The sequence below is a fragment of the Jeotgalibaca ciconiae genome, assembly GCF_003955755.1.
Classification (GTDB): domain Bacteria; phylum Bacillota; class Bacilli; order Lactobacillales; family Aerococcaceae; genus Jeotgalibaca; species Jeotgalibaca ciconiae.
On the sequence record NZ_CP034465.1, the window covers coordinates 958,030 to 972,007 of the forward strand.

9 protein-coding genes are annotated in these 13,978 nt (G+C 38.2%); 4 read left to right on the top strand and 5 right to left on the bottom strand.

The features are described 5' to 3' along the window. Positions 1–9: 9 nt before the first annotated feature. On the bottom strand, positions 10–531 hold the full coding sequence (locus EJN90_RS04435; protein WP_126109056.1) for a hypothetical protein: 522 nt from the start codon (positions 529–531) through the stop codon (positions 10–12). Positions 532–863: 332 nt separating this feature from the next. Continuing rightward, positions 864–3,464: an ABC transporter ATP-binding protein/permease gene (locus EJN90_RS04440; RefSeq protein WP_126109057.1), complete on the bottom strand. Its 2,601-nt coding sequence runs from the start codon at positions 3,462–3,464 to the stop codon at positions 864–866. Between the two features lie 279 nt (positions 3,465–3,743). Here EJN90_RS04440 and EJN90_RS04445 point away from each other — a divergent pair, with 279 nt between their 5' ends. Beyond that, complete coding sequence (locus EJN90_RS04445) at positions 3,744–4,169, top strand: Hsp20/alpha crystallin family protein (protein WP_126109058.1); 426 nt, start codon at positions 3,744–3,746, stop codon at positions 4,167–4,169. A gap of 54 nt (positions 4,170–4,223) precedes the next feature. Here the strand turns inward: EJN90_RS04445 and EJN90_RS04450 are convergent, their stop codons facing one another. Beyond that, positions 4,224–6,272 (bottom strand): thioredoxin domain-containing protein, encoded by a 2,049-nt coding sequence (locus EJN90_RS04450; protein ID WP_126109059.1) that lies wholly within the window; start codon positions 6,270–6,272, stop codon positions 4,224–4,226. A 353-nt stretch (positions 6,273–6,625) separates the two neighbouring features. On the opposite strand from EJN90_RS04450, the gene EJN90_RS14115 reads away from it, so the two are divergent. Next, on the top strand, positions 6,626–7,687 hold the full coding sequence (locus EJN90_RS14115; RefSeq protein ID WP_164544002.1) for an SKG-like transmembrane protein: 1,062 nt from the start codon (positions 6,626–6,628) through the stop codon (positions 7,685–7,687). Between the two features lie 34 nt (positions 7,688–7,721). Continuing rightward, positions 7,722–8,465 (top strand): PspA/IM30 family protein, encoded by a 744-nt coding sequence (locus EJN90_RS04460; protein ID WP_126109060.1) that lies wholly within the window; start codon positions 7,722–7,724, stop codon positions 8,463–8,465. 57 nt (positions 8,466–8,522) lie between these two features. Here EJN90_RS04460 and EJN90_RS04465 read toward each other — a convergent pair whose 3' ends face one another. Further along, positions 8,523–9,896, bottom strand: coding sequence for an MFS transporter (locus EJN90_RS04465; RefSeq protein ID WP_227872579.1), 1,374 nt, complete (start codon positions 9,894–9,896; stop codon positions 8,523–8,525). Between the two features lie 491 nt (positions 9,897–10,387). Between EJN90_RS04465 and EJN90_RS04470 the strand changes: the two genes are divergently transcribed. Beyond that, entirely contained in the window at positions 10,388–11,203 is an 816-nt protein-coding gene (locus EJN90_RS04470; RefSeq protein ID WP_126109061.1) for an aldo/keto reductase, read from the top strand. A 569-nt stretch (positions 11,204–11,772) separates the two neighbouring features. On the opposite strand, the gene EJN90_RS04475 is transcribed toward EJN90_RS04470, so the two are convergent. Further along, positions 11,773–13,941 carry a PTS transporter subunit IIABC gene (locus tag EJN90_RS04475; protein ID WP_126109062.1) on the bottom strand — a complete coding sequence of 723 codons (2,169 nt, stop codon included), beginning with the start codon at positions 13,939–13,941 and terminating at the stop codon, positions 11,773–11,775. Between the last annotated feature and the right edge of the window lie 37 nt (positions 13,942–13,978).

The following is a 13,978-nucleotide window of genomic DNA, read 5'->3' on the forward strand; positions in this document are numbered from 1 at the left end:
GAAGGTCTTTCAATGATCACCATTCTTGGTTCCAATTCTCAAACTTTTTTTGTATTCCGTAATCATGGATTCTCTGCGTTTTTTCAAAGTCGAAAGTGCTCCTAATAGTTGTTCCGAATCATCACACATGTCGCATTCTTCTTTTTGGCGTTCTATTTCTTCTTCAATCGGTTCATATGGAACAGCTTTTTTTATTTCGTTTAAAATTATATAGATTTGTTTTCGCATTCGTTCCATTCTAGCTGGTTCAGCCGCTTTGATTTCATCCAAATGTTGAAGAACATAAGGAAACGGCAGATGTCGAAGCATTCTTCCTTCTTTCACATGGACATACTCTTTTGTGAATGGACTAACTCCGTTAGCAGTACCATGAATTTGATACCAGCCATCATAAATTTCCCAGACACCTTCCGTTTCTTCCGGCTGAAAATCACGTTTTAATTTGTAGGTTGGATCCTCGCCCGTTATTTCAGCCACCCAACGTTTTTCATCTTGAACATTCGGCATTAAATGCAGTCGTTGAGCTTTCATCGTTGATTATCACTTCTTTCATTTTTGGTTCATCACTATCTAGTGTGACACAAATTTTAGAAAAATGGTATCCAAATTATCGTTCTGAATTTTTTCTATAGTGTTCTTTTGTCAATTTCATTCAGTAGAAAGTTTCTCATGCTCCCACTAGATGAAAATAAAGACTAATTTCATCTAGTGACCATCTAATCAGGACTCCACTAAACAATATTCACTATTAATTTCATCCAGTGGAGACAAAATCACTGCTCAGTAAATGAAATTGAGAGAGTCTTGCAAAAATTTCAGCCCAAAAAAGCAGGAAGATTTCTCTTCCTGCCAAACTAATCTGTTTATTCAGTTCTTAAAGCTTCAACTGGATCTTTCTTAGCAGCCATTCTTGATGGAATGATTCCCGCAATCACTGTAAGAATCAAACTAATCAGGATTAGCGCAACGCCTCCCATTGGTGGCAAGGATGCAATTCCAGAAATACCGGTCATGTTTTTAATGACGATATTGATCGGAATATTCAATAATACCGTAATTCCAATTCCCAGTACTCCTGATAACAATCCAATAATAAAGGTTTCAGCGTTAAATACACGTGAAATATCTTTCTTCGAAGCTCCTACGCTTCGCAAGATCCCAATTTCTTTTGTACGTTCTAGTACTGAAATATAGGTGATAATTCCAATCATAATGGAAGAAACTATCAACGACACCCCTACAAATGCAATCAATACATAAGAAATAATATTAATGATTGAAGTGACTGAACTCATCATTGTACCCACCAAGTCTGAATAGGTAATCACATTCTCTTCTCTTCCTGCATCAGATTCTTGAGTATTATATTCTGAAATTAAATCTTCTAATTGTTCTTTTGTTTCAAAGTCTTTCGCAAAAATGTTGATTTGACTTGGCTTATCTAAATCTACTGCACCAAGCGTAGTTAGATTTGCTTCATAAGTAGCATCTGCATTTTCTTGATAGGTGCTGATTAATTCTGCAAGTTCTTCTTCAGACAAGCTTGCCATATAAGCGCGTTGTTCATCGGTTAAGTTTGCCATATCGAAGCCTTCGCCGGTTTCCTCAGGAAATTCAAGTCCTGTGAACACGTTGACATCTGGATTTTCTTTTTGCTCTTGAACAATTTCAGAGTCATTGGTTTGTGTGATGACATGTTCTTTCAAATCACTTGTATATCCGATTGAACCTGTCTCTTGTCCTGTGATTGCTTCTTCATTGGGACGCATGATTCCGACAATTTTGAGGCTTTCACTGTTTGCGACTACTTCTTCCATAAATTCCTCGTCATCACTGCGATCCATCCAGATATCACCTTCTTTTTCATACATATCTGTATTGAGTATTAATTGGAAAGTCATATCCATCAATTCATCGTAACTGTATTCAGGAATATCCACTGGATCAATCTCTTCTCCATTTATAATGGATTCAAAATTATCAGCCAACTTCTCTTGGCTCAATAAGCCTAATGCGTATAGCATATAGTCACTGACACTGTTATTTTCATCCACAATCAAAATAACTTCATCGTGTTTTTCTGGCCAACGACCAGTAATGGTATCGTATTGGGTTTCCAATAATTCTGGATTATCAAGCAGCTCTTTCCAAATATTCATTTGAGAAGAAGCCATACTTCCACCTGTCATGGCACTTTGAAGGGGATTGCTAGAGTCTCCCATCATTTGCCCCATTCCAATATTTTCCATAACTTGAGAAGGATTCACTTGAATCACGCCATCGACACTATCTTCACTGTAAATGTTAATGGGAATATTGTATCCATATTGAATCGCATTGGTACTCTCACTGACACGACTGTCTGTCTCAAGGAACTCTTTAAATTTTTCTAGGTTGTTCGAACCTTGTCTGTTTGATAATGTATCCATCACATCTGTCATAATCGGTGTAGAAGTAACTTTCCCTTCTGCAACTTCATCTGTCTCGCTCATATTCACGCCCATTAGTGCCTGCATGATGACCGACATATCCAACGTAGATTCTTCGATTGTTAGCGGATAAGAAGATAATGTATCTTCTTCAATACGTGAAATATAATTTTGTACACCATTGGAAAGCGACAAAATCAGGGCAATCCCAATAATCCCAATACTTCCTGCAAATGCTGTTAAAATTGTACGCCCTTTTTTTGTAAGCAGATTATTGAAACTCAATCCTAAAGCAGTGAAAAATGACATAAATGTTTTTTCGCTTTTTAACACTTTGCTGTCCCGTGTTTCAATTGCAGTAGCCGGGTTCGAATCTTCCAGAATCTCTCCATCTAATACTTTAATGATTCGGGTAGAGTATTCTTCGGCTAAATCAGGATTATGTGTAACCATGATTACTAATCGATCCGATGCAATTTCTTTGAGAAGACTCATGATTTGTTCACTTGTCTCAGAGTCCAGTGCTCCAGTGGGTTCATCCGCTAATAAAATTTCCGGATCATTAATCAAGGCACGAGCAATTGCCACGCGCTGCATTTGTCCGCCTGAAAGTTGATTCGGACGTTTATTGATATGATCTTTCAAGCCTACTTTCGTCAAAACTTCACGAGCTCGTTCGCGACGTTCTTCCTTGGATACACCAGAAAGAGTTAAAGCCAACTCAACGTTTGATAAGACTGATTGATGAGGAATCAAATTATAACTTTGAAAGATAAAACCGACCGAATGATTCCGATACGTATCCCAATCTTTCTCTTTGAAATCTTTGGTCGATTTTTCATTAATCAGTAGATCCCCGCTTGTATATTGATCCAAGCCTCCAATAATGTTCAGCATAGTTGTTTTTCCTGAACCACTTTGCCCTAAAATCGAAACAAATTCATTACTGCGAAACTTTAAGTTGATTCCTTTCAGAGCTTGAACCGTCTCTTCGCCGGTTCGATATTCTTTGGTTATATTCTTTAGTTCTAACATATTTTCTCACCTTTCATCATGACTACTGTTGCCAAAGCCAAACAACTTTCTGTAGTTCATCCTTTAATAGTGTAATTTTTTTGCGACAAGAATGCAAGGTAACACTCTTTAAGTTTTCAATAAACAATCAACAAACTGTTCATTTTTCACTTTGAAAAATAACGGTCTTTTTTTGACAACGCCTGTCGATGGTTTTATAATATATATGGAAGGTCAGAGTAAGTCAACGCTGCGTCGTTGAGGCTCGACAAGAAATTTTATCGAAAGAAGGTATGTAAGATGGCTAATTTGTTTCCTAGCAACCGTCCTTTTGATGACTTTGAAAAACGTTTCTTTGGAAACATGTTCCCAAGCTTGTTTGACTCTGCTCGCCAAATGTCCGTTGATGTAGAAGAAAAAGATGATCGTTATGAGGTAGACGCTGATATTCCTGGTTTTGATAAAGAGGATATTCACGTTGAGTATGCGGATGAAAGCCAACGACTTACTATTAAGGCCAATAAAGAAACTTCTCATGAAGAAAAAGACGAGGAACGTAATTATCTGCATCGTGAACGGAGTTCCCACACTTTCCACAGACAATTTACTTTACCAAATGTAGATAGTGAAAATGTCACTGCTAAATACGAAAATGGTGTCCTTCACCTTACTTTACCGAAGAAAGAAAACGGAAAAGAGAATAAAAAACAAATTTCGATTGACTAAATGTAATGAACAAAACCAGCCAGCTCTGCATCGTGAAAGCAGAGCTGGCTTTTCTTAATCTAAAATATAAGTAAAGGCTTGTTGAATACTTGTAGTGGGCAACTGACACGTAAAATTCTCACAAACGTAAATAGTTGCTTGATCATCAAGTTTTGTATAATTACTTGCAAAATCAGCAATACCTGCAAAATCATGGGAATTTTCTGCCAGCAGTAAGACGACATTTGGCAAATAGTGATTTCTCATTTCTTCTATAAGAGTAAGTATATTTGCATTGGGATTTCCTACAATGACAACTTGTTTCCCACGATATTCAGCAAGCAGCAAACTCTGCAATAAAGACGGAGCAGAAGATGGAGCTTGTGCAATGTCGTCATGAAACACTTGGTACAAGGAATAAAGATGATCCGAGTAGGAAGAATCTCCCGTCAGCATCGCTAGCTTCGCATAAACCAAACTTGCAATACTATTTCCGGACGGCATTGCTCCTTCCGTGATTTCTTTTTCTCGGACAATCATCTCTTCAGCATCTTGTCCACTAAAATAAAAACCACCTTCTTCTTTATCCCAGAAAAGAGCGTCCATTTGTTCTGTTATCTTTACCGCTCTTCTTAAATAGTTCAGCTCAAAGGTCGCTCCGTACATTTCGAGATAAGCCCAAGCAAGAAAAGCATAATCATCCAGATATGCTAAATGTTTTACTTCTCCATCTCGGTACCTTGCCATCAACCGTTTTTGCTCATACAAATTACCTTCGATAAACGTCAGTGCCTTCTCAGCCATTTGAAGGTTCTTTTCTTCTTCAAATACGAAACCTGCTCGAGCTAATGCTGCAATCATCAAACTATTCCAGCTCGTTAATACTTTATCATCCAAATGAGGGCGAACTCTTTTCTCTCTAGCATTAAATAACCTTTGCCGGGATTCTTCTAATTGATGTTCAAGCTCTTTTTCTGTTAAGTGATGTTCTTCAGCAATAGAGGCAAGGCTGATATTTGGCAAACGAAGAATATTTTTCCCTTCGAAATTCCCAAGAGGCGATAATCCGTACACTTCCGAAAAAATATCTGCCCGATCTTCAGCTAATAATTGATAAATTTCTACAAAATCCCATACATAAAACTTTCCTTCTTCTCCTTCTGAATCAGCATCAATCGCTGAATAGAAAGCACCCTCTTTGGAAGTCATTTCACGTTCTACGAATGAAATCAGCTGTTTACTAATTTTTTTGTAAAGAGGATTTTTGGTGATTTGGTAGCAAGTTGTTAAAGCCATCAAAAGTAGCGCATTATCATATAACATCTTTTCAAAATGAGGCGTCTGCCATCTGCGGTCTACTGTATAACGAGAAAAGCCAAAACCAATGTGATCCCAAATACCTCCCTTAATCATGTTCGTCAGCGTCTGTTCTACCATCTGTAAAGCTTTTTTCTCTCCTGTTACTTGATAGTAATGAAGAAGAAAAAGTAAGTTTTGTGGTTGAGGAAATTTTTGAGTCGTTCCAAATCCGCCAAATACTGGATCAAACATTTTGCCAAGCTCTTGGAATGCTTTTTCGACTGCTTCTTTGGAAAGTCCTTCTTTTCTCTCTCGCTGCACCGTTTTATTCAAAGCTGTTAGCACACTTTTTTCAATATCAGCTAATTGGATTTTATCTTCTTTATAAATACGAAAAACTTGTGATAAAACATCTAAGATACCAGGTAAATTATATCTGCCTTCTCTCGGGAAGTAGGTTCCTGCATAAAATGGAATTTTATCTGGTGTCATAATAATGGTTAGCGGCCACCCCCCATGTCCCGTCATCATTTGACAAACCTTCATGTAAATTGAATCGATATCCGGTCGTTCTTCTCGATCTACTTTAATGGCCACATAATTTTCATTCATATAAAGAGCCACTTCACTATCTTCGAACGATTCATGAGCCATCACGTGACACCAGTGGCAAGTGGAATACCCGATAGAAAGAAAGACTGGTTTATCCTCGTCCTTTGCTTTTTTGAAGGCTTCTTCTCCCCATGGATACCAATCAATTGGATTATCGGCATGTTGTAATAAGTATGGGGACTTTTCCCCTGATAATCGATTTTGATGAGCCATTCTCTCTTCTTCCTCTCTCATTTTTTATCATTTCAAGTATAAGCGTTCTGGCACAAAAATGATATTGATACGGATCTTATGCCAAAATAAAGATAATCTCCTTTTCCATTTTAAATGGGGGGCTCCAACGAGTAAATCGTATCATTTGCTTCGCGAAAAAATGAGATCAGTAAGAATTAATTTTACAGTCGAGCTACTTTGAAATATCAGTCTCAAGATGGATTTTGCTCAAAAATAAGGGTTGTAAATTGCCTCTAATACTTGCTTATGCTATATTGAGACTATATAAACGCTATTATAAAAATTACTTCAAATAGGAATATTAGCTGATGTAATAGAAAAGAGGGATGTCTATGGCAAGAGGTGGCGGTCGTGGTGGAGGCGGCGGTGGCGGTTCATTTGGCGGCGGAAGCAGAGGCGGCGGTGGCTCCTTTGGCGGTTCTCGCGGCGGTGGTGGACGCAGTAGTTCAGGAGGACGCGGCGGCGGTTCATTTGGCGGCGGCGGAAATAGAGGCGGCGGTTCTTGGGGCGGCGGTGGTGGTCGAAGACCAATCCGTACTGGTCCAATATTTGTAAATAACAGCGGTTATGGAAGACGTCGTGGTTATTATGGCGGCGGTGGCGGCGGTGGGTGTGGCAGCGGATGTGGAACTACCCTCCTTACCTTGCTTGTAATTGGGATCATATTCTTCATCTTATTCCCGTTCAGCAGTACCGGCAGCGGTGGCGGATCAGGATCAGGAACATCCATTACACGTTCTACCATAGAAAGGGATCCTTTACCTGCTGGAGCTGTAAATGAAACGTCCTATTATACAGATGAATATGGCTGGATTGAAAGCCAAACAGAAATGACGGACGGCTTACGTTACTTCTATGATAAAACGGGAGTTCAGCCGCACGTATACATTACAGAATCAATCAATGGTTCTTCCAATGCATCAATGACTGAAGTAGAAGAATTTGCCAACGGTCTTTATGATGAGTTGTTTACAGATGAAGCACATTTACTCCTGCTATTTTATGAAGGAATCCCAAACCAATACATAACTTATTATGTGACCGGAACGCAGGCAAAACAAGTAATCGATACGGAAGCAGGAGATATTCTTTTAGACTATATCGATCGTTACTATTATGAAGATTTGACAGATTCACAATTTTTCAGCAAATCTTTCCGAGACGGAGCAGATCGAATCATGGAAGTAACAACCTCTCCATGGATCCCTGTATTTGTTATTGCCGGTGTGATTGTTTTAATCGCCCTACTTTTCCTATGGTGGAAAAAACGGAAAGAACAGCAAGAAATTGAAGCAAAACGAACAGAAGATATTCTAAATAAGCCGCTTGACACTTTTGGAACAAAATCAGAAGCAGATGAACTAGCTAAGAAATACAGTGACGAAAAAGAATAACAAGCAACATCCAATTAAAAGGAGGAAATAAATTATGTCAATACTTAATCGTTTTACCGATATCATCAGTGCGAATATCAATGCCGTTATCGATCGTATGGAAGATCCAGAAAAAATGATTGACCAATACCTTCGTAACATGATGAACGATCTGGCAGAAGTGAAACAAAGTACTGCTGGTGTCATGGCCGAAGAAAAGCGTGCAAAACGCGAAGTGGATGAAAACGAAGCTGAAGTACAAAAATACGAACAGCTTGCTAAAAAAGCATTAGAATCTGGAAATGATGATGATGCGCGTGTATTCCTTTCTAAGAAACAAGAAATCGAAAATGTGGGTTCCGGATTAGCAACTGCTTATGCATCTGCACATGAAAATGCTGTGAAGATGCGTCAGATGCATGACAAACTTGCTGATGACATTGAGAAATTAAGACAACGTCGTGCAATGATCAAAGGCAAGATGTCTGTTGCGAAAACTCAAGAAAAATTGAATGATGTTTCTCAAAGTGTTACAAAAACACAAGGAGCAATGGGTTCATTTAAACGTATGGAAGATAAAGCAAATCGAATGTTGGACGAAGCAAATGCAATGTCCGAATTGGATTCCGAACCAATCGATAAAGCAAAAGAACTAGAAGAAAAATATGCTACACAAACTTCAGCAGCTGTTGAAGACGAATTAACCCGCATGAAGCGTGATCTCGGTCTCGCTCCAGCAAACGACGATACGGCAGAAACAGATGTAATTGCTGATGAAAATGAAGATACAGTAGAATAATATAGTAGTAAAAAAAGGATGGAGCTAAGCTCCATCCTTTTTTTCAGTATCATAAATCTATAATTCGTTTCTTTCTCTTAATTCTTCTGTGACTTTAGCATGTTTTTCATCGGTCAACGTGTAGCCAAAGAAGAAGATTACAATTCCTATAAAACTTGCCACTGCTGGAATCAAGAAATAGGTTCCTTGCAAACCAGAAATAGTATCAGCTGTTTGTTGTTGATTCGCAACGTAGCCAATTACTGTCAAAGCGATTCCGGGAACGAATCCCGCCACAGCTTGAGAGATTTTCCGCACAAAACTATAACCTGAATAGATAATCCCTTCCGAACGTAATCCATCTTTCCACTGTGTATAGTCAATTAAGTCTCCTACAAAAGCAAAAGATACTGTATTAGCAAAAGATAAAAACATATAAGAACAAGCATTAACAACCAAGAAGAATGTTACATTATCTCCAGCAAACAGATAATTAACAATCTCGAATATTCCAAAGAATAGCATCCCAAAAACGGAAAGATTCTTTTTACCTATTTTTTTAACAAGCGGCGTAGCTAAAAATACAGACGGCAGTAAAGCAAGAATATTTAATGTACTTACGACTCCAACTAATCCCTCGTTACCCAGTACATACTGGAAATAATACAACTGCATCCCCATTTTTAAAAACATTGCTCCAACACTTAAAACCGTATAAACTGCCAATACTAAAAATTCTTTGTTCGTAAGCAAACTTTTTACCGAACGCAAACCGTCTCCCTTTACTCGTTCTTTAGTGGAAATAAAGCGTTCTTTTGTATTTCTATAACAAACTAAGTGGAAGGCAACTCCAAAAAGCGATAGTATTGCGATTGCTACAGGATAACCTAATTTAGGAGAATTAAATAAATTTACTAATGGTAAAACAACAATTCCTGCAATCAATGAGGCAGCAGTTCCACCTAAATTACGGAACACCGCTAGAGAAGTCCGTTCCCCAGAGTCTACTGTCATCGCCGATGATAAAGAACCATACGGAATATTAACAACTGTGTAAGCAAGACTCATTAAGTTATAAGTCGCAAAGGCGAAGACTACTTTCGCGCCTTCATTCAAATCAGGTGCAAAAAATGCTAAAACTGTTGATGCTGCTAAAAATCCTGTTCCATATAAAATGAATGGACGAAACTTCCCTTTTGGGCCTACTTTTCGAGAATCAACGTACGTTCCTACCAACGTATCTGTAATGGCATCGAAGATTTTAGTAACTAAGAAAATCATTCCACCCCAATATGCAGAAATCCCTAAAATATCGGTATAAAACTTCAATAAATATAATTGCGCGAGCTGGAACATCATTCCATTTCCTAAATCACCCAGGCCATATGATACTTTTTCAAGTGTCCCGATTTTTTCTTTATTCTGTTCAAACATAGTACCATTCGTACTCATTGTAAATCCTCCTTATAATTATCCACTCATACAAGATAAGCAGAAGAGAATTCTGTCTAAGTAGAAAGAATTCATGTATGTCTCTTGCAAGACAACATGAACAATTATAAATTGTATTATTTTATTGTCAAGCATACTTTGATACCTTTCTCACTAAGTGCCCGGAAAGCGCTTTGCAAAAACGGTTTAATTTGCCAGCGATAAAATGTAAAAAAATTTTTTTACTAGCATTATATTAATCTAAAATTTCTAATGGGTTCGTATAAAATTATAATAAAAGCTTTTGTAAATCGCTTTCACAAAAGACAGCAACTACTTAAACTATCTCTTTTTTTATATATTTCATATAAAGAAAACGACTTTATATAACTATGGTGCCTTTTTAATCAATAAATTGACCTTTTCCACTCCAAACATCCTCTCATTTTACTATCTTTGATTAGAAGCGTACACTTAGACTATAGAATTCGATTATACGAGGAGGAATTATTTTGAATGATGAGAAGTTATTTACTTTTTATAATGGTGTGAACATTCCATTCATTGGTTTTGGTACTTGGCAGATTCCCAAAGAAGAAGCTTACGAAAAAGTCAGCTGGGCTCTAGAACATGGTTACCGCCATATCGATACTGCTTACGGTTATGGCAATGAAGAGACGGTAGGAAAAGCAATCCGCGATTTTGATGTGAAGCGTGAAGATGTCTTTGTCACCAGTAAATTACCCGCAAATATTAAAAGCTATGACGAAACAATCAAATCCTTCCATGAGTCTTTAGAAAACTTAGGGCTCGATTATTTGGATCTCTATCTCATTCACGCACCTTGGCCTTGGGAAGATAGAGGCGGTAATTATACAAAAGGAAATATCCAAGCTTGGAAGGCAATGGAACAACTATATAAAGAAGGAAAGATCCGCACGATTGGAGTATCAAATTTTTCCATTTCTGATATACAAGCATTGTTAGATCATTGCGAAATTGTACCGATGGCTAATCAAATACCTTATTACATTGGAAGAGACCAGAAAGAACTGATCGCTTTCTGTAAAGAGCATGATATTTTGGTCGAAGCATACTCTCCTCTTGCGACAGGCGAAATCTTAAACAGCCAACAAATCAAAGAAATGGCAGATAAGTATAATGTAACACCTGCTCAAATTTGTATCCGCTACTGCTTACAAAAAGATACTCTTCCTTTGCCGAAGACCACTCACGAAGAACGAGTAATCGAGAACAAACAAGTAGATTTTACGATTTCTTCTGAAGATATGGCGATTTTAGATGCCATAGAAGATGTTCGAAAATAACTGATTGTTTAAAAAAGCAGACAAGTTCGCACTGTCTCGACAAATATTTAGGAGATCGTGCCCTGACGGAGCATGCTGCTCTAAAATAAAGATGTTCAAACTCATTTTATAGCCTGAATGTCTTTATTTTTTGGGAATAAAGATGTTCAGCGTTAAATTTCCTGTTGAACATCGTTATTTCTTGAAAATAAAGATGTTCAGCTTCAAAATTCTATTTGATCATCTGTTTCTATAAAAGTATCAATATTCACTAGGTCAAAACTTGAGAGCTAGACATAAAAGGCAGATCTTATACTATTCTAATCGATTAGAAAAGCGGACAAGTCCGCCTTGGCCTATGAAAAAATAGGAAATTTGACCCTGAATTGTCAGGAGACTTCACGCTTCAGCGGGTTAGTCGAATGATATGCGTTAGCGAGCAGCGAAGCGCGCAATGGGGCAAATTTATCTTTTTTTCACTAGGTCAGGACTTGGGAGCTAGACATTGATGGCTGAACTTATAATCCCCTAATCGACTATAAAAAAGGCATCATTTGGAAAGTCCAAATGATGCCTTTTTGTTTTTTAGCTTATTTGATAGAAAGTATCTCTTCATTATGTGAAACGTTGCCGTGTTTGATTACTTCAATCGCTTTATATTGTGCGCTATTTGTAATCACGACAGGGGTTACTGCAGGATGTCCAGCTGCTTTTATTGCTTCAAGATCTACTTCTAATAAAGTATCCCCAGCCTGAACAGTATCTCCAGCTTCGATGCGAGCAACAAATCCTTCGCCCTTCATGCTTACTGTGTCTAGCCCAACGTGAATCATAACTTCTACACCTTCTTCAGAAACAAGGCCAACTGCATGTTTGGTTTCAAATACCATCATTACTTTACCAGTGATTGGCGAAGTTACTTTCCCGTCAGTCGGCTCAATTCCAAAACCTTCACCAATTGCCCCGCTTGCAAATGCAGGATCTGGTACTTCGTCTAATGGAATCACTTTCCCCGCCATTGGTGATTGTACCATAGCAATTTGAGGGAGCTCTTTAGTAGAAACTGCTTCTTCCATTACCGTTTCCGTTAAAGATTCTACTGCTTCTTCAGGCTTTTCATTTCCATAAAACTCCTCTTTTGAAGGAAGTTGGCTTGCCTTTCCACTTTCAATGAATTCTTCTAAATTTGATTTAATATTCGAAACTTTTGGTCCGTAAACAACTTGAACGCCTTTCCCTTTATGAACTACCCCTGCTGCTCCGGTTGATTTCAATAAATCTACATCAACCAAGTTTCCATCAGCGATTGTTGTTCTTAGGCGAGTTGCACAGCTATCTACATCGACAATATTTTCTTTTCCACCTAAACCATAAACAATCGCTGCAGATAAAGCATCTGCTTCATTTTCAACAACTGCAGAAGAGGTTCCCTCTTTTTTCGCATTCATGTCTGCACGAGTATAAAGTTTGATTTCTTCTGCGCTATCATCGCGACCTGGTGTTTTGTAGTTAAATCTCTTAATTAAGAATGTAAACAAGAAGTAGTAGATAGCAAAGTAAGCAATCCCTACAATTACAATCCAAATCCAGTTTGTTTTTGCATTGCCCTGTAAAATTCCATATAGGAACATGTCGATGAAACCACCTGAGAATGTCATACCAACACCAACGTTAAACACATGCATCAACATATACGCTGCACCTGCAAGTATACAGTGGATCACATATAGCGGCATCGCAACAAATAAAAATGTAAATTCAAGCGGTTCGGTGATCCCTGTTAACATAGAAGTCAATGCAGCCGACAACAATAGGCCTCCTGCAACTTTGCGGTTTTCTGGTTTAGCTGTACGGTACATTGCCAAAGCAGCACCTGGCAAGCCAAAAATCATAAACGGGAACTTACCTGTCATAAAACGAGTTGCTTCTACACTAAATACGCTTGTGTTTGGATCAGATAATTGTGCGAAGAAAATGTTTTGTGCGCCTTCAACTAGTTGTCCGCCCACTTCCATCGTTCCACCAACTGCTGTTTGCCAAAACGGTAAGTAGAACACATGATGCAGTCCAAAAGGAATCAACAAACGCTCCATAAAGCCGTATAGCCACGTTCCAGCATAGCCAGAACCTTGCACCAATTCTCCAACTGCATAAATACCCGACTGGATTGGAGGCCACACATAGCTCATTAAAATACCGACAATTAAAAACACGATAGAAGAAATAATTGGTACAAAACGTGTTCCTTCAAAGAATGACAAGGCGGTTGGTAATTGAATTTTATAAAAACGGTTATGAAGTGCTGCTACACCCAATCCAACGATCATCCCACCGAATACACCCATTTGAAGAGATTCAATTCCTAAAACAGTCGCAATTGAACCTTCCAGATATTGCTCTGCTCCACCTTGAACTTGAATCATTGCCCCAATCGACGAATGCATGATCAAAAATGCGATTGCTGCAGATAAGGCTGCTGTTGCTTTTTCCGATTTCGCCATACCGATTGCACAACCAATCGCGAAAATCAGCGGCAAATTGTCAAATACAACGCTACCTGCATCATTCATCACTAATAAAATATTATGGATAAATGTTCCTTCTCCCATTACAGAAGTTAATCCGTATGTTTCCAGAGTTGTTGGATTCGTAAAAGAACCTCCAATTCCTAAAAATAACCCTGCTACCGGCAAAATTGCAATTGGTAACATAAAGGAGCGTCCAACCCTTTGTAAAACACCAAAAATTTGGTCTTTCATTCTATTTCCACCTCTATATAATTTTCTCTTTTTATTG

Coding starts and splice junctions, on each gene's coding strand:
- EJN90_RS04435 (WP_126109056.1), bottom strand. CDS start 531: ATGAAAGCTCAACGACTGCATTTAATGCCGAATGTTCAAGATGAAAAA.
- EJN90_RS04440 (WP_126109057.1), bottom strand. CDS start 3,464: ATGTTAGAACTAAAGAATATAACCAAAGAATATCGAACCGGCGAAGAG.
- EJN90_RS04445 (WP_126109058.1), top strand. CDS start 3,744: ATGGCTAATTTGTTTCCTAGCAACCGTCCTTTTGATGACTTTGAAAAA.
- EJN90_RS04450 (WP_126109059.1), bottom strand. CDS start 6,272: ATGGCTCATCAAAATCGATTATCAGGGGAAAAGTCCCCATACTTATTA.
- EJN90_RS14115 (WP_164544002.1), top strand. CDS start 6,626: ATGGCAAGAGGTGGCGGTCGTGGTGGAGGCGGCGGTGGCGGTTCATTT.
- EJN90_RS04460 (WP_126109060.1), top strand. CDS start 7,722: ATGTCAATACTTAATCGTTTTACCGATATCATCAGTGCGAATATCAAT.
- EJN90_RS04465 (WP_227872579.1), bottom strand. CDS start 9,896: ATGAGTACGAATGGTACTATGTTTGAACAGAATAAAGAAAAAATCGGG.
- EJN90_RS04475 (WP_126109062.1), bottom strand. CDS start 13,941: ATGAAAGACCAAATTTTTGGTGTTTTACAAAGGGTTGGACGCTCCTTT.